The sequence below is a fragment of the Mesorhizobium sp. BR115XR7A genome (assembly GCF_020165315.1).
GTDB lineage: Bacteria > Pseudomonadota > Alphaproteobacteria > Rhizobiales > Rhizobiaceae > Mesorhizobium > Mesorhizobium australicum.
On record NZ_JAIUHW010000005.1, the window covers coordinates 334,468 to 350,193 of the forward strand.

Here is a 15,726-nt window from a genome sequence, read left to right on the forward strand (position 1 = left end):
AGATTAGCCCACAAAACCTACTTGCTCATCACCGCCAGCCATTCATCGACCCAGGCTTTGCGGTTGGCCGCGACCTCCTCCGGGCTGAACAGCAAGGTCTTGGTCGGCTTGACCAGCTTGTCGAAGGCGGGGTTGAGCGGCTTGTCGGTCTTCCCGGCCGGGAACATCCAGTTGGTCTCGGGGATGGCGTCCTGGAATTTCGGCCCAGTCATGAAGGCCATGAACTTTTCCGCCAGCGGATTCTTGGCGCCGGTCGTGGTGATGCCCGCGACCTCGATCTGCAGATATTCGCCTTCCTCGAACGACGCCGCCTGATAGCGCTCGGTGTTCTCGGCGACCATGTGGTAGGCCGGCGAGGTGGTGTAGGACAGCACCATCGGCGCCTCGCCCTTGGTGAACAGGCCATAGGCCTCGCTCCAGCCCGGCGTCACGGTCAGCACCTTGGTCTTGAGCTTGGCCCAGGCCTCCGGCGCCTTGTCGCCGTAGACCGACTTCACCCACAACAGCAGGCCGAGACCGGGCGTCGATGTGCGCGGGTCCTGGATGACGATCTTGTCGTCGGCGCTACCCTCCACCAAATCCTTCAAGCTCTTGGGTGGGCTCTTCAGCTTTTCAGTGTCGTAGACGACGGCGAAGTAGCCGTAATCGAACGGGACAAAAGTGTTGTCGGTCCAGCCGCCCGGCACGTTGACGTCCGTTATTGCGCCATGTGGCGCGAACAGGCCCGAGGCCTTGGCATCGGCGGTGAGATTGGTGTCGAGGCCGAGCACGATGTCGGCCTTGGTCGAAGCGCCTTCCAGCTTGACGCGGTTGAGCAGCGCCACGCCATCGGCGACCGAGACGAACTCGAGATCGCAGCCGCATTCTGCCTCGAATTCCTTCTTCACCACGGGACCTGGACCCCAGTCGGCGGTGAAGCTCTCATAGGTGTAGACGGTCAGCTTGTCCTTGGCCAAGGCCGGCCCGGACAGGGTTACTGCCGTGGCGGCGACCAGAGAATATAAAAACGTGCGCATCGGCGCCTCCTTCGTTTGCGTTGAAAGGAATTGAGGCGTCGGAGTGTCCGAAACGTCTAATCCCTCCGCCGGTACAAACCGGATCAGGTTCAGCGGGTTGGCGAGACTGCCTCTCAGCCGGCCCGCGAAATTCGCGTCCGGCACCCCGTTAGAGCGTTTCGACACATAGGCCGGGCCGATGACCCGCGCAAGTGGGACTTTGCCGCCTTCCGTTTCCCGTGCCGGGCTGGTAAGGCGACGGGATATGAGCACATTCACCATCCTGCTTGGCGGCGACCTCATCCGCACGCCTCGGCTCGACCGCCAGGTCGAAGGCTCGCGCGTCATCGCTGCCGACGCCGGCATCGGCCATGCGCAGATGCTGGGCCTCGTGCCGGAACTGTGGGTGGGTGATTTCGACTCGGTCCCGGCTGATCTGCCCGCCGACCTCGCCGCCGTGCCGCGGCAAACCTTCCCGGCGGAAAAGGACAAGACCGACGGAGAACTGGCGATCGCGGCCGCACTGGAGCGCGGGGCGACCCGCCTTGTGCTGGCGGGCGCCTTCGGCGGCAAGCGCGCCGACCACGCCTTCCTGCATCTGGCGCTTGGCCTGCGGCTGGCCGAAGCCGGAATGGATGTGTTTCTGACCAGCGGCGCCCAGGAAGGTGTTCCCTTGCTGCCCGGCAGGGCCGGCTTCGATTATGCCGACGGCACGCTGTTCTCGATTCTCGGCTTCTCCGAACTCTCCGGCCTGACCGTCACCGGCGCCAAATGGCCGCTCGACAAGGTCGAGGTGGCGTTCGGTTCGTCGCTGACCATTTCCAACGAGGTCAAGTTCGGCAAGACCGGGGGCCGCCTCGACATCGCGCTCGGCCATGGCCGCGCGCTGCTGCTCGCCCATCCCTATCCATTGCCCGAAAGCTGACATGGCCCCGCCTCTTCTCAATCTCGACGGGATAAGACTGACCTTCGGCGGCGCGCCGCTGCTCGACGGCGCCGCCTTGACCGCTTCGGCCGGCGACAAGATCGCGCTGGTCGGCCGCAACGGGTCCGGCAAGTCGACGCTGCTCAAGATCGCCGCCGGCCTGATCGAACCACAGGACGGCGAGGTGTTCCGCCAGCCTTCGGCGACGGTGCGTTATCTGCCGCAAATGCCCGACATGGACGGCTTTGCAACCGTGCGCGCCTATGTGGAGGCCGGGCTCGGGCCCGCCGACGATCCCTACCGCGCCAGCTATCTGATGGAGCATCTCGGCCTGTCGGGCGAAGAACGGCCTGGCGACCTGTCCGGCGGAGAGGCCAGGCGCGCCGCGCTTGCCCGCGTCATGGCGCCGGAGCCCGACATCCTGCTTCTTGATGAGCCGACTAACCATCTTGATTTATCTGTCATCGAATGGCTGGAAGAAGAGCTCGTCCGGACCTCCTCGGCGCTCATCGTCATCTCGCATGACCGCCGCTTCCTCGAGCGCGTGTCGCGCGCCACAGTCTGGCTCGATCGCGGCCAGACGCGCAGGCTGGACAAGGGCTTTGGCCATTTCGAGGAATGGCGCGACCTGGTGCTGGAAGAGGAAGAGCGCGAACAGCACAAGCTCGGCCGCCAGATCGTGCGCGAGGAGCACTGGCTGCGCTACGGGGTGACGGCGCGGCGCAAGCGCAACATGCGGCGCCTAGGCGAGTTGCAGACCATGCGCCAGCGTTTTCGCGGCCATCGCGGCGCCGAAGGCACCGCGATAATGGTGGCAAGCGACGCCGCCGAATCCGGCAAGCTGGTGATCGAGGCCAAGAACATCGAGAAGAGCTTTGGCGACCTCACCGTCGTCAAGGGGTTCTCGACCCGCATCCAGCGCGGCGACCGCGTCGGCCTTGTCGGGCCGAACGGCGCCGGCAAGACGACACTTCTGAAGATGCTGACCGGCGAATTGGCGCCGGACGCGGGTTCGATACGGCTTGGCACCAATCTGGAGATCGCCACGCTCGACCAGAAGCGCGAGGCGGTCGACCCGCAAGAGACGCTGGCGCAATATCTGACCGACGGGCGCGGCGAGAACCTCGTCATCAATGGCGAGCAGCGCCATGTCGTGTCCTATATGAAGGATTTCCTGTTCAAGCCGGAACAGGCCCGCACGCCGGTGCGCGAGCTGTCCGGCGGCGAACGGGCGCGGCTGATCCTGGCGCGCGTGCTGGCACGGCCAGCAAACCTCCTGGTTCTCGATGAGCCGACCAATGATCTCGACATGGAGACGCTGGAACTGCTGCAGGAACTGGTCGCCGGTTTTGCCGGCACCGTCATCCTGGTCAGCCACGACCGCGATTTCCTCGACCGCACAGTCACCAGCATCATCGCGCCGGACGGCGGCGGCCGCTGGGTCGAATATGCCGGCGGCTATTCCGACATGCTGGCGCAGCGCGGCGGCACCAAGCTTGACGACCGCAAGGCGCGCGCCAAGGCGGAAGCCGGCGATGCGCCGGCACCGGGCAAGAGCGATCCGGCGGCGCCAAAAGGGCCGGCGAAGAAATTGTCGTTCAAGCAGAAGTTCGCGCTGGAGTCCCTACCCAAGAAGATCGAGGCAGTGACCGCGTCGATCTCGCGGCTGGAGAACAACATCGCCGACCCGGCCTATTACGAACGCGACCCGGCCTCGTTCCAGAAGACGATCGCCGCCCTCGACAAGGAGCGTGCGACGCTGGCCGCGCTCGAGGAAGAATGGCTGGAACTGGAGATGCTGCGCGAGGAGATGGAAGGGTGAAGAGCGGTCGGCCGTAGGCCGATCGATTGACAACGATTTGTCGACTGAAGCGACGAGCGCCCGGAGCCATAGTGGGGCGCTCCTTGCTGCGCCTGAGCATTGCCTCCACATCGGAATGCGCATACATTATGCGCATGTTGCGGAGGCCATTATGCGTAAGATTGCCTTGAATGCGATCCGTCAGCCAGCAAATCTGTCGATCGACTCGAACCTCATGCGGGAAGCCAAGGGGCTTAACGTGAATGTCTCGCGCGCTGCGGAAGCCGGCATCGCGGAGGCGGTGGCAGCTGAAAAGGGGCGGCTGTGGAAGCTTGAGAACCGTACCACGATGGATGCGTGGAACGACTACATCGACAAGAACGGCATCCCATTGGAAGAGTATCGGCAGTTCTGATGCCCCGCTATGATGTCTTCGCCGGTCGCGTTGAAGACAACTATTTGCTCGACGTCCAATCCGACCTGCTCGACAATTTCAAGACGCGGGTTGTCGTTCCGCTTCTGCCGGTCGCAACGGTGCCGCCGCCAATGCGAAAGCTTCATCCGATCTTCGAGATCAATGGACGGAAGCTGGTCATGGCGACACACCTGATCGCCACCGTTCCCGCAAGCGAATTGGTTGAAAGTCGGCTGAACCTGGCGAAGCATCACGATGACATCGTTGCCGCGCTCGACATGCTGTTCCAAGGATTCTGAACGGAGGCGACCGTCACGCCGCCCGTCTCAACCCGCCGTCTCAGCCCGCCGTCTTGGCCTGCCAGGCCTTGATCGCCTCGTCGAACACCTTCTCGCCGGGAATGCCCTTTTCCATGGTCAGCAGTGCCCGCCGTCCGGTCTTGTAGACGACCGGCACGTCGATCCAGTCCTGGCCGCGCAACAGGGTCATGTTGGCGTCTTCGTCGGCCTTGGTGTCGTTGAGCGCGACGAGGAAGAAGCCGTCGGCGATCTTGGCCGGGATGCCGATCAGCGGGCTGCCGGCGTCCTGTTCCGAACTCTTCATGGCAACGCGCAATATATTGTCGACGCCGCCGCCCTCGAACCCGTCTGGGGTCAGGAAGATCATCTCGATGATATGGCTGGCCGGCAGGGTCTGGTCGGTGTTGCGACGGATGGTCATGCGCAACTGGATGTCCTTGCCGGGAATGGTCGCCTCGGCACGGATCGCAGGCTCTGGCGGCAGGTCGCCGCCGGGCGATTCCTGCACCAGCGACCAAACGATGCTGCCGGGCTCGGCTGAACCCTGCGCGGTGCTGGTGCGCTCCTCATAGAAGATCGCCTTCTGGCCGACCGGAACCGAGGTTGGCGCCACGGCCGGAGCCGGTGCCGCCGGCGGCGTTGCGGCTGCCGGTGCGGGCGGCGGCGTGGCGGCGGCATCGGCCGGGGCCGCGGGCACGGTTCCGTTGGTGGGCGGTGTCGCGGGCGGGGTGCCCGCCGCGGGCGTGGTCGCGGCTGGCGCGCCTGCCGCGGGCGTACCGGCAGCAGGCGTATTGGCAGCCGGCGTATTGGCAGCCGGCGCGGGAACCGCCGGCGCTGCCGTGGCCGGCGCATTCGTTGCCGTTGGCGGTGTCGTCAGCGCGGCGACGGATTCGCCCTCGCCTACGCCGCTTTGCCCGCCGGCTGGGCCGGGGTCGGTCTCGCCGCCTTCAGGCGTCAGCCGCTGCGTGAACTTCGTGCCTTCCGCGCCGGTCGCGGGCGCCGGCGGCGTGGCCGCGGCATCGGTCGCCGGCTTGGCCGGCGTCGTTTTCACCGGCTCGGTTTTGGCAACAACCTTGCTGCTCTCCAGGCCCAGCATCTTGCCGAAGGCATCCTTGTTCAGCCAGATGCCGTAGCCGCCGCCGGCAACGACCAGCAGTGCGACGACGGCGGCGATCAGCCCGCCATAGCTGCGCTTGCGTTCGGCCGGCCGCAAACGCTCGAAAGTGTCGGTGGCGGCAGGCGCTTCGTCATCGGCAAAGACGTCGTCCTGATCGTCGTCCCGATCCGCGTCCATCCCCGGCAAGGTCTTCTCGGAAAAGTCCGGAGCGGGCTGCACCGGCGCCGGCCTTTGCCAGCCAGGCTCGACCTTGGCGGCTGGAGCGAGCCGGTAGGGCTCGGCATTGGCAACGGGCTGCGCCGGTTTGTATGGCTCCGGGCTGGCCGCGGCAGGAGCGGGCCGATACGGAGACGGAGCGGGAGCCGGTTCCGCCTTGGCCGGCTGCTTGACGTGGTTCGACTGGTTCTTATTGCGGTCGATGGAGGAAAAGATGTGTTCCAGTTCCGCGAGCGGATCGGTCTCCGGTACGCTCTTGACATAGCCCCGCTCGACGCCGGCAATGGCGTCGTCCAGCGCGCGTTTCTGTTTGTCTATGGCCTCGGAAGCCAGCGGCGGCGAATATTCCGCCAGCTTCTTCGCCAGCATGGCGCGCACGCTGTTATAGATGCGCGTACGCTTCTCGGGCGTCTCGTCGCCGTGCTTCTCGAACGCGTTTTTCAGAACAGCAACGAAATCTGCCATGCTTCAGTCGACCTGTATTTTTTGCCTCCGCGCCGGCCCCCGCAAATCAGCCGCGATGCCCGGAAAGGCTTCAGAAACTAGTCTTGAAACGGATCGGTCACAAGTATCGTGTCGTCCCGTTCCGGGCTGGTGGAGAGGAGCGCGACCGGCGCGCCGATCAACTCCTCTATGTATCGGACATATTTGACGGCCTGGGCCGGAAGATCGTTCCAGCTGCGTGCGCCGGCGGTGGTGCCTTTCCAACCCTCCAACGTCTCGTAGATGGGTTCCACGCGAGCCTGGGCGCCCTGGCTTGCCGGCAGATAGTCGATCGTCTCGCCGTCCAGCCTGTAGCCGGTGCAGACCTTGATCTCATCCAACCCGTCGAGCACGTCGAGCTTGGTCAGCGCGATGCCTTTGATGCCGTTGACGGCAACCGCCTGGCGCACCAGCACCGCATCGAACCAGCCGCAGCGGCGCTTGCGCCCGGTGACGACACCGAATTCATGGCCGCGCGTGCCGAGGAATTCGCCGATCTCGTTCTTCTGCTCGGTCGGGAACGGACCTTCGCCGACACGCGTCGTGTAGGCCTTGGTGATGCCGAGAACATAGCCGATGGCGCCCGGGCCGACGCCGGAGCCGGCGGCGGCCTGGCCGGCGACCGTGTTGGACGAGGTGACGAAGGGATAGGTGCCGTGGTCGATGTCGAGCAGCGTGCCTTGCGCGCCCTCGAACAGGATGCGCTCGCCGGCGCGGCGCTTGTCGTCGAGCACCTTCCAGACGCGGTCCATGTAGGGCAGGATGTCGTTCGCGACCGAGGTCAATTCCTGCATGATCGCATCATGCGTGACTTCGTCATGGCCGAGCCCGCGACGCAGCGCATTGTGGTGCGTCAGCAGCCTGTCGACCTTCAGGGGCAAAGTTTCCAAATCCGCCAGATCCATCACCCGCACCGCGCGCCGCCCCACCTTGTCCTCGTAGGCGGGGCCGATCCCGCGTCGGGTCGTGCCAATCTTTGTTCCGGAATTCGAAGCGGCATCCTCGCGAAACCCGTCCAGCTCCCGGTGTACGGACAGGATAAGCGCCGTGTTTTCGGCTATTTTCAGGCGATCCGGCGTCACGTCCACGCCCTGGCCTTTCAGTTTCTGCACCTCGGCGACGAAAGCATGCGGATCGAAGACCACGCCATTGCCGATGATGGACAGCTTGCCTTCCCGCACGACGCCCGAAGGCAGCAGCGACAGCTTGTAGACCTTGCCGTCGACGACCAGCGTGTGGCCGGCATTGTGGCCGCCCTGGAAACGCACCACGACATCGGCGCGCTCCGACAGCCAGTCGACGATCTTGCCCTTGCCTTCGTCGCCCCATTGCGAGCCGACGACCACCACATTGGCCATGTTTCTTTTCCCTTGAGACGCCGCCGCGCGGCTTGGATATGGTTCGAAACGACAGGCCTCTATAGCGTCAAGACCTCGCGAGTGCGACCTTTCTTTGCCGCCGAAAATGCCCTGAGGCACAACAATTTTCGGCTTTGACATCATTTACTTGGGCTGACCGGGGCAATAGGCCGGCAAACACCGCGGCCCATCCCGCGGCCGGAAGCCCGCGATGCATCGACACGCCTACATGTTCCTGCTGCTCACCACCTTGCTGTGGGGCGGCAATTCGGTGGCCGGCAAGCTGGCGGTCGGCCACGTCTCGCCGATGACGCTGGTCTTCCTGCGCTGGATGCTCGCCGTGGCGATCCTGCTGCCGATCGGCTGGCGCACGATCCAGGAGGATTGGCCCGTCGTGCGCCGGCACTGGCTCGTGCTGGCGGCGCTTGGCGCCAGCGGCTTCACCCTGTTCAACACCATCTTCTACACCGCCCTCAACTACACCACGGCGATCAATGTCTCGATCGAACAGGCGGCGATGCCGATCCTGATCATGACAGCCAATTTCGTTTTCTTCCGCCTGCGCGTGAACTGGGCGCAGATCGCCGGCGTGGTGCTGACCGTCTTCGGCGTCATCCTGACCGCCTGCCATGGCGATCCGCGCCGGCTGCTGACGCTGGAGCTCAATTTCGGCGACGCCATCATGCTGGTCGCGGTCGTTCTCTACAGCAGCTATTCGGTCGGGTTGCGGCTGAAGCCGGCGATGCGCTGGCAAAGCCTGATGCTGGCCATGTCGTTCGCCGCGCTCATCACCTCACTGCCCTTCTTCCTGTGGGAAGCCGCCGCCAGCAAGGTGATCGTGCCCGACGCCCGCGGCTGGGCGGTCATCGTCTACACCGCGATCGGCGCTTCGGTCATCTCGCAGATAACCTATATCAGGGGCAACGAACTGATCGGCGCCAACCGCGCCGGCCTGTTCATCAATCTGGTGCCGATCTTCGGCACGCTGCTTTCGGTGCTGATCGTCGGCGAGACCTTCCAGCTCTATCAGGCGCTGGCGCTGATCCTCGTTCTGGGCGGCATCGGGCTCGCCGAATACAGCGGGCGCAAGATGGCGTCTGGCTTCTGACGTCGCGCCGGGATTACTGCACCAATTCCTTGCGAACCGCCGCGATATCGTCCGACGAGACCGCCGGAGCGGAATTGCCCCAGCTGCCGCGCACATAGGTCAGCACGTCGGCGATTTCCTGGTCCTTCAGCCGCCATGCCAATGAGGGCATCGAAGGCGTCGTCGGCGCACCGGCCGTGTGCACCGCCTGGCTTCCGGCGAGAACGACGCGGGCCAGGGTCTCGGGATTGCCCTGCGCGACGATCGAGTTGCCGACAAGCGCTGGGAAAAGCGCTCCGGCCCCGGCGCCATCGCCGCCATGGCAGGCCGAGCAATTGTCACGATAGATCGCCGCGCCCGCCACCATCCGCGCGTCGTCGGGCTTGGGCGCCTGCGCATTGCCGGTGTCCGGCCCCAGGCTCTTGAGATAGACGGCCACGGCCTTGAGGTCGGGATCCGTCATTTTGGAGGTCGAGTTCTCGATCGCCTCGGCCATCGGACCGGATGCGATCGAATGCGCGTTGACGCCGGTCCTGAGGTAGGCGACCACATCGTCTTGCGACCATTTGCCCAGGCCGGATTGGGCATTGTTGGTGATGTCGGGGGCAAACCAGCCTTGCAGCGAGGCGCCTTGCAGGAAGCCGCTGTCTTGGTCCGCTCCAAGGAACGATTTGGGCGTGTGGCAGGTGCCGCAGTGCCCGGCGCCCTGGACGATATAGGCGCCGCGGTTCCATTCCGCCGATTTGGAGGGGTCGGCCTGGAAGCTTGCCTCGCTGAAGTTGAGGAGGTTCCACCCCCACATCGCCAGCCGGATGTTCAGCGGGAACGGCAGCTGGTTGGCTTCGACCTTGTTCGAGACCGGGTCGACCGTGGTCATGTAGGCCCACAGGTCGGAAATGTCCTGCTCGTTCATCCTGGTATAGGCGGGGTAAGGCATGGCGGGATAGAGCCGCACGCCATTGTGGCCGACGCCGGTCTTCATCATGTTGCGGAAATCGGCCTCCGACCAATTGCCGATGCCCGTCTCGTGGTCGGGTGTGATGTTGGGCGGCACCAGTGCGCCGAAAGGCGTTTCGAGCGGCAGGCCGCCGGCCAGCGGCTTGCCGCCCGGCCTGGTATGACAGCCGGCGCAATCGCCGAGCACGGCCTGATATTGGCCACGGATGATCTGGTCGGCCTGGTCGGCGGCGAGCGCCGGCGTGATCGCCAGCATAGCGGCGCCGACGGCGGCGGCGAGCGTCCTCATGCCTGCACCAAGGGGGCGCCGGGATTGCGCAAATAGTGATTGCGGATGCCGTCAGCGGCGCGGTAGGCGAGCGCGCCGACCGTTCCCGTCGGATTCTTGCCGGCATTCTGCGGAAAGGCCGAGGCGCCGATGACGAAGACGTTGGGCACATCCCAGCTTTGCAGGAAGCTGTTGACCGCACTCTTCCTAGGGTCCGTTCCCATGATGGCGCCGCCCGTATTATGGGTGCTTTGATAAGGGACGCTGTCCCAGCCCTTCTTGCGGCGGCCGACATTGTACTGCTTGCCCCCAAGCGTCTTCGCGATCTCCTCCATCCGGTCGCAGAGATAATTCGACATTCGGATATCATTGTCGGGAAAATCGAAGGTCATGCGCATGAGCGGCCGGCCGAAGCGATCCTTGTAGGTCGGATCGAGGTCGAGGTAGTTGGTGCGCGTCGCGTAGCTGCTGCCCTGCGAGGAGAAGCCGAGCGTGCTTTTGTAGCCCGCGACGGTCGCCTTCTTCCAGGCGCTACCCCATTTCGGCGTGCCGGGCAGCGTCGGCCTCGTCCCGATCGGACGTCCATTGGTAGGAATGCAGTTGATGCCCGCGCCGCCGACGAAATCGAGGCCGCCATGGTCGAAAGCGTCGCCATTATAGTCATCGATCGTCTGTCCGAGCGCGCCCGCGGCAATGAATGGGTTGAAGTTCTTGTCGTCGAAGAACACCTGCACGCCGGCATTGGTCTGGTAGCAATAATTGCGCCCGACGGTGCCCTCGCCGGTAGCGGGATCGTAGATCTTGCCGATGCCCGACAGCATCATCAGCCGGGCATTGTGCAGGCCGTAGGCGCACAGAAGCACGAGATCGGCCGGCTGGAAGAATTCCTGCCCCGACGTATCGACGTAAGTGACACCTCGCGCGGACTTGCCGCCGGCGGCGAGATCGACATGCAGCACCTCGCTGTCGGTCCGCACCTCGAAATTGGCCTTCTTCATCAGCACGGGAAGGATGGTGGTCTGGGCGCTGGATTTGGAGTAGTTGGCGCAGCCGAACCGCTCGCAGAATCCGCAGTAGGTGCACTGCCCCATGGTGATGCCGAGCGGATTGACATAGGTCCGCGACATGTTGGCGGACGGTGTCGGGAACGGGTGCAGTCCCATGGACCTGCCGGCATTGGCGAACAGGGTCGGCGCGTAGGTCATCTCCATTGGCGGATTTGGGTAATCCCGGGACCTCGGATCCTCGAACGGGTTGCCACCTTCCTGTATCTGCCCCTTGATATTGCCGGCCTTGCCAGAGATTCCCGCCAGATATTCGAACTGGTCGTAATACGGCTCCATCTCGGCGCCGGTCACGCCCCAGTCCTCGACCTGGAGATCGGCGATCCGCGCCGCGCCATACTTCTTGGTCAGGTTGGTCTTGATCTGGAAGTCGGAGTCCCAGAACCGCCAGGTGTGGCCGTTCCAATGGACGCCTGCGCCGCCGACGCCGTTGCCGGGCAGGAACGAGCCGAAATCGCGCATCGGCAGCGCCGTCTGCGAAGGGTCGTTGCGCATCGTCATGGTTTCGACGGCTGGCTGCAGGAACAGGTCGCGCCGCACGCTGTAGCGCAACTCGTCCTGCGCATAGCCGATGTTGAAATCGGTCGCCGTGTCGCGCCAGGGACCACGCTCGATGGCCAGCACGTCCAGGCCTTGATCGGTCAGTTCATGCGCAAGGATGGACCCCGTCCAGCCGAGGCCGACGATCACGACGTCCTTGCGGGGCAGTATCGTCGTCATGGTCAGCTCCTTTTCACGAGCCATTCCGGGCTGCCCTCGATCGAGACGGGCGGCCGCGGATAGGGCTGATTATGGTTGCTGACGTGATCCCGGTAGTCATAGCGCGCGCCGGGGAAACCAAGCATGCGCCACGACACCATGTCCTTGTTGCCGCCATAGACCGGATCGGCAAAGAACCCTTCCATCGTGTTCTGCAGCAGAAGTCCGAAGAAGCCGGCAGCCTTGACTCCATTGGGCAAGTCGACCTTTCCAGCCTCCATCGCCGCCAGGAACGTATCCTGATCGGCTGGCTGGAGTTCGGTGAACGCCTTGCCATCGCGCTGCTTCAGGAAAGCGTCGATGGCGGCGAGGCCGGAGCGGTAGCGCTGGGCGGGGTTTGCCTCGCCCTGGTAGCCCTGCGTGGGCAATCCCGGCAGAAACGGTCCTTTTGTGTAGAGCCGGCTCGACGTTCCGAACGCGCCCGTCAACTGACGGTCTATATAGACAGCGCAGCCGGCCTCCTTGCCGCCCATCGACAGATCGTCGGCGGGGATGATGCGGTCGACGATAGCCTCGACCAGCGCGGCCTCCTGCGGCGTGAAGAACTGCCAGCCGCCGGACACCACCTGCATAGGAGGATCGGAAGACAGCGGCGCCCAGGGCAGCGAGCCGGACAAGGATCGGGCAAAACCTGCCGATGTTGCCGTCACTGTAAACATCGCAGCCGAAGACAGAAAAAGACGCCGGCTCAGTCGGACAGTATTGCGATGATCCATCGAAGGCACCCCGACAGCAACAGAAGCGCGCCGGATGTTGCGCGCAAAATCATGACCAACTCAGTTAAGATCGCATCCATCAATTGACCGCAGCGTGCGGAAAGAAACCGGGATCGTCAAGCAGATCACAAAATCGTTAGATTGGGCCAGACCTTATGCTTATCTACATCCGCTAATGTACTGACGGCTAAAAAGGATATCTTGCAGCAGCTTGACGCAAGGACGCCGTTGGCGCGACGCCTGCGGCGGCGCCCGCAACGACGCAAACCGTCGGGCGGCGCCAGCGGTCGTGGAAACGCCCCGCATGCATGCCGGCAAACGGGGCGTCTGATGTATTGGCTTGTCACCTCAGAGGGTGTGGGGGCTAGATCCCGCCCACGTCGAACCGCAGCCGCTTTGCCGAATCGATCGACTTGTGGCCGCGCACCTGCTCCAGCACCTTCTCGGGGAACGGGGCGTCGAGATAGAGCAGTGCGATAGCGTCACCGCCCGGCCGGTTGCGGCCAAGCTGGAAGTTGGCGATGTTGACGTCGTTCTCGCCGCAGACAGTGCCGAGCAGGCCAATAATGCCGGGCGCATCGGCATTGGTCGTATACAGCATGTGCTGGCCGACCTCGGCGTCGAGATTGATGCCCTTGATCTGAATGAAGCGCGGCTTGCCGTCCGAAAAGCAGGTACCGGCGATCGAGCGCGTCATGTGCTCGGTCTTGACGGTCAGCTTGATGTAACCGTCGAAGACGCCCGATTTGTCGCGCTTGACTTCGGCGACGATGATGCCGCGCTCCTTCACCATGATCGGCGCCGACACCATGTTGACGTCGGCGACCTGCGGCCGGATCAGTCCGGCCAGGGCGGCACTGATCAGCGCCCGCGTGTTCATCGTCGCGGTCGAGCCGTCGAACAGGATCTCGACCTCGCTGATCGGATCCTCGGTGACCTGGCCGACAAAGGCGCCCAACACTTCGGCGAGCTTGACGAACGGCTTCAGCCGCGGCGCCTCTTCCGCCGTGATCGAGGGCATGTTGATGGCGTTGGAGACCGCGCCCTTGATCAGGTAGTCGGCCATCTGCTCGGCGACCTGCAGCGCGACATTCTCCTGCGCTTCCGCCGTCGAGGCGCCAAGGTGTGGTGTCGCCACCACGTTCTCCATGCCGAACAGCGCATTCTGCTCCGCCGGTTCGACCTCGAACACATCGATGCCGGCGCCTGCCACCTTGCCGCTCTTCAGCGCCGCGACCAGGTCGGCCTCGACCACCAGCCCGCCACGCGCGCAGTTGATGATGCGCACGCCATTCTTCATCTTGGCGATCGCCGCCGCATCGATGATGTTGCGGGTCTTGTCGGTCAACGGCGTGTGCAGCGTGATGAAGTCGGCGCGGGCGAAGAGTTCGTCCAGTTCCACCTTGTCGACGCCGAGCTCCTCGGCGCGCTTGTCCGACAGGAACGGATCAAAGGCGACGACGTGCATCTTCAGCCCGACGCCGCGTGTGGCGACGATCGAACCGATATTGCCGCAGCCGATAACGCCCAGCGTCTTGCCGGTGATCTCGACGCCCATGAAGCGGTTCTTCTCCCATTTGCCGGCATGGGTCGAAGCGTTGGCTTCCGGGATCTGGCGGGCGAGCGCGAAGATCATCGCCACGGCGTGTTCGGCCGTCGTGATCGAATTGCCGAAGGGCGTGTTCATCACGATGATACCCTTGCGGCTTGCCGCCGGGATATCGACATTGTCGACACCGATGCCGGCGCGACCGACAACCTTGAGATTGGTAGCCGCGTTGATCAGCTTCTCGGTGACCTTGGTCGCCGAACGGATGGCGAGGCCGTCATACTTGCCGATCACTTCGAGCAGCTTTTCCTTGTCCTTGCCGAGGTCGGGCAGATAGTCGACCTCGACGCCGCGATCCTTGAATATCTGCACGGCGGTGGGAGAGAGTTTGTCAGAGACGAGAACGCGGGGCGCCATGGCGGCCTCCTTGAAAATGAAATTGATCCGGGAACGGACGGCCCTCGGGGCCGCCACGGAAACTCTCAGGCGGCCGCTTTGAGCGACGCCTTCTGGCTGGCAAAGGCCCAGTCGAGCCAAGGCAGCAGCGCTTCGAGATCGGAGGTCTCTACGGTTGCGCCGCACCAGATGCGCAATCCCGGCGGGGCATCGCGATAAGAACCGATGTCGTAGGCGACGCCTTCCTTGTCGAGCGTCGAGACCAGGCCCTTGGCAAACGCCGCCTGTCCATCAGCGTCGAGCGCCGCGATATCGGGGTCGGTGAAGGACAGACAGACCGACGTGTTCGAGCGTGTCGCCGGGGCCACCGCAAGATGGCCGAGCCAGGATGATCTTTCCACGAACCGGTCGAGCACGGCGGCATTGGCATCCGCCCTGGCAATCAGCGCATCGAGGCCGCCGACCGACTTAGCCCAGTTCAACGCGTCGAGATAATCCTCGACGCAAAGCATCGACGGCGTGTTGATGGTTTCGCCCTTGAAAATGCCCTCGATCAGCTTGCCGCCCGAGGTCAGGCGGAAGATTTTCGGCAACGGCCATGAAGGCTTGTAGCTCTCCAGCCGCGCTACGGCACGCGGCGACAGGATCAGCATGCCATGCGCACCCTCACCGCCCAGCACCTTCTGCCAGGAGAAGGTCACGACATCGAGCTTCTCGAAGTCGAGCCTTTGCGCGAAGGCCGCTGAAGTAGCGTCGCAAATGGTCAGGCCCTTGCGATCGGCGGGAATGAAGTCACCGTCCGGCACGCGCACGCCCGAGGTCGTGCCGTTCCAAGTGAAGACCACGTCGCGATCGAAATCGATCTTGGTCAGATCAGGCAGCGCGCCATAACCGGCCTCGATCTTTCTGATATCGGCGAGTTTCAGCTGCTTGACCACGTCGGTGACCCAGCCGGAGCCGAAGCTTTCCCAGGCGACCATGTTGACGCCGCGTTCGCCGAGAAGAGACCACAGCGCCATCTCGACGGCACCTGTGTCGGAAGCCGGCACGATGCCGATGCGGTAATCGGCAGGAACTTGGAGGATTTCGCGGGTCAGCGCGATCGCCTGTTCGAGCTTGGTCTTGCCGATCTTGGCGCGGTGGGAACGGCCGAGCGCGGCAGCTTTCAGCGCCTCGACCGACCAGCCGGGACGTTTTGCGCAGGGACCAGAGGAAAAATTGGGATTTGCCGGACGGAGTCCGGGCTTCGTAAGCGTCGTCATCGTGGTCTATCCTTCCAGATAGTGGCCCCTCGTTGGGGAGGGGTGGCCCACGGACGGCG

Annotated in this window: 13 protein-coding genes and 1 riboswitch; of the genes, 5 read left to right on the forward strand and 8 right to left on the reverse strand. The window is 64.0% G+C overall.

Annotated elements, in window-relative coordinates:
- Window positions 1-17: 17 nt before the first annotated feature.
- A complete protein-coding gene (gene thiB / locus LB557_RS13400; protein WP_224643733.1) occupies window positions 18-1,016 on the reverse strand; it encodes a thiamine ABC transporter substrate binding subunit in 999 nt (332 codons plus the stop codon).
- Between the two features lie 43 nt (window positions 1,017-1,059).
- A riboswitch (TPP riboswitch) is annotated at window positions 1,060-1,174 on the reverse strand.
- An 86-nt stretch (window positions 1,175-1,260) separates the two neighbouring features.
- Here thiB and LB557_RS13405 point away from each other — a divergent pair.
- The 4 genes from LB557_RS13405 to LB557_RS13420 all read left to right on the forward strand — a co-directional run bounded on the left by LB557_RS13405 (window position 1,261) and on the right by LB557_RS13420 (window position 4,435).
- Window positions 1,261-1,920 carry a thiamine diphosphokinase gene (locus tag LB557_RS13405; protein WP_015315292.1) on the forward strand — a complete coding sequence of 220 codons (660 nt, stop codon included), beginning with the start codon at window positions 1,261-1,263 and terminating at the stop codon, window positions 1,918-1,920.
- 1 nt (window position 1,921) lies between these two features.
- On the forward strand, window positions 1,922-3,742 hold the full coding sequence (locus LB557_RS13410) for an ABC-F family ATP-binding cassette domain-containing protein (protein ID WP_141906743.1): 1,821 nt from the start codon (window positions 1,922-1,924) through the stop codon (window positions 3,740-3,742).
- Between the two features lie 151 nt (window positions 3,743-3,893).
- On the forward strand, window positions 3,894-4,136 hold the full coding sequence (locus LB557_RS13415) for a type II toxin-antitoxin system CcdA family antitoxin (RefSeq protein ID WP_140822558.1): 243 nt from the start codon (window positions 3,894-3,896) through the stop codon (window positions 4,134-4,136).
- Window positions 4,136-4,435 (forward strand): CcdB family protein, encoded by a 300-nt coding sequence (locus tag LB557_RS13420; protein WP_015315289.1) that lies wholly within the window; start codon window positions 4,136-4,138, stop codon window positions 4,433-4,435. Before LB557_RS13415 ends, LB557_RS13420 begins: the two co-directional genes overlap by 1 nt.
- Before the next feature lie 40 nt (window positions 4,436-4,475).
- Here the strand turns inward: LB557_RS13420 and LB557_RS13425 are convergent, their stop codons facing one another.
- Together LB557_RS13425 and LB557_RS13430 are read right to left on the reverse strand one after the other, a co-directional pair.
- The gene (locus LB557_RS13425) at window positions 4,476-6,233 is read right to left on the reverse strand and encodes a hypothetical protein (protein ID WP_224643732.1); all 1,758 of its coding nucleotides are present in this window, start codon (window positions 6,231-6,233) and stop codon (window positions 4,476-4,478) included.
- A 77-nt stretch (window positions 6,234-6,310) separates the two neighbouring features.
- A complete protein-coding gene (locus LB557_RS13430) occupies window positions 6,311-7,609 on the reverse strand; it encodes an adenylosuccinate synthase (protein ID WP_015315287.1) in 1,299 nt (432 codons plus the stop codon).
- 211 nt (window positions 7,610-7,820) lie between these two features.
- Here LB557_RS13430 and LB557_RS13435 point away from each other — a divergent pair, with 211 nt between their 5' ends.
- Window positions 7,821-8,717, forward strand: coding sequence for a DMT family transporter (locus LB557_RS13435; RefSeq protein ID WP_224643731.1), 897 nt, complete (start codon window positions 7,821-7,823; stop codon window positions 8,715-8,717).
- A gap of 13 nt (window positions 8,718-8,730) precedes the next feature.
- Here the strand turns inward: LB557_RS13435 and LB557_RS13440 are convergent, their stop codons facing one another.
- The 5 genes from LB557_RS13440 to LB557_RS13460 all read right to left on the reverse strand — a co-directional run bounded on the left by LB557_RS13440 (window position 8,731) and on the right by LB557_RS13460 (window position 15,667).
- Window positions 8,731-9,942, reverse strand: coding sequence for a cytochrome c (locus LB557_RS13440; protein ID WP_224643730.1), 1,212 nt, complete (start codon window positions 9,940-9,942; stop codon window positions 8,731-8,733).
- The gene (locus LB557_RS13445; protein WP_015315284.1) at window positions 9,939-11,705 is read right to left on the reverse strand and encodes a GMC family oxidoreductase; all 1,767 of its coding nucleotides are present in this window, start codon (window positions 11,703-11,705) and stop codon (window positions 9,939-9,941) included. Before LB557_RS13445 ends, LB557_RS13440 begins: the two co-directional genes overlap by 4 nt.
- A 2-nt stretch (window positions 11,706-11,707) precedes the next feature.
- The gene (locus LB557_RS13450) at window positions 11,708-12,403 is read right to left on the reverse strand and encodes a gluconate 2-dehydrogenase subunit 3 family protein (RefSeq protein ID WP_224643729.1); all 696 of its coding nucleotides are present in this window, start codon (window positions 12,401-12,403) and stop codon (window positions 11,708-11,710) included.
- A 421-nt stretch (window positions 12,404-12,824) separates the two neighbouring features.
- Complete coding sequence (gene serA, locus LB557_RS13455; RefSeq protein ID WP_015315282.1) at window positions 12,825-14,426, reverse strand: phosphoglycerate dehydrogenase; 1,602 nt, start codon at window positions 14,424-14,426, stop codon at window positions 12,825-12,827.
- Between the two features lie 65 nt (window positions 14,427-14,491).
- On the reverse strand, window positions 14,492-15,667 hold the full coding sequence (locus tag LB557_RS13460) for a phosphoserine transaminase (RefSeq protein ID WP_224643728.1): 1,176 nt from the start codon (window positions 15,665-15,667) through the stop codon (window positions 14,492-14,494).
- Window positions 15,668-15,726 lie beyond the last annotated feature (59 nt).

Bases quoted from the DNA above. Each gene is read 5' to 3' on its own strand.
- LB557_RS13420 (WP_015315289.1), top strand. From the start codon at position 4,136: ATGCCCCGCTATGATGTCTTCGCCGGTCGCGTTGAAGACAACTATTTG.
- serA (WP_015315282.1), bottom strand. From the start codon at position 14,426: ATGGCGCCCCGCGTTCTCGTCTCTGACAAACTCTCTCCCACCGCCGTG.
- LB557_RS13405 (WP_015315292.1), top strand. From the start codon at position 1,261: ATGAGCACATTCACCATCCTGCTTGGCGGCGACCTCATCCGCACGCCT.
- LB557_RS13450 (WP_224643729.1), bottom strand. From the start codon at position 12,403: ATGTTTACAGTGACGGCAACATCGGCAGGTTTTGCCCGATCCTTGTCC.
- LB557_RS13430 (WP_015315287.1), bottom strand. From the start codon at position 7,609: ATGGCCAATGTGGTGGTCGTCGGCTCGCAATGGGGCGACGAAGGCAAG.
- LB557_RS13415 (WP_140822558.1), top strand. From the start codon at position 3,894: ATGCGTAAGATTGCCTTGAATGCGATCCGTCAGCCAGCAAATCTGTCG.
- LB557_RS13435 (WP_224643731.1), top strand. From the start codon at position 7,821: ATGCATCGACACGCCTACATGTTCCTGCTGCTCACCACCTTGCTGTGG.
- LB557_RS13440 (WP_224643730.1), bottom strand. From the start codon at position 9,942: ATGAGGACGCTCGCCGCCGCCGTCGGCGCCGCTATGCTGGCGATCACG.
- LB557_RS13445 (WP_015315284.1), bottom strand. From the start codon at position 11,705: ATGACGACGATACTGCCCCGCAAGGACGTCGTGATCGTCGGCCTCGGC.
- thiB (WP_224643733.1), bottom strand. From the start codon at position 1,016: ATGCGCACGTTTTTATATTCTCTGGTCGCCGCCACGGCAGTAACCCTG.
- LB557_RS13425 (WP_224643732.1), bottom strand. From the start codon at position 6,233: ATGGCAGATTTCGTTGCTGTTCTGAAAAACGCGTTCGAGAAGCACGGC.
- LB557_RS13410 (WP_141906743.1), top strand. From the start codon at position 1,922: ATGGCCCCGCCTCTTCTCAATCTCGACGGGATAAGACTGACCTTCGGC.
- LB557_RS13460 (WP_224643728.1), bottom strand. From the start codon at position 15,667: ATGACGACGCTTACGAAGCCCGGACTCCGTCCGGCAAATCCCAATTTT.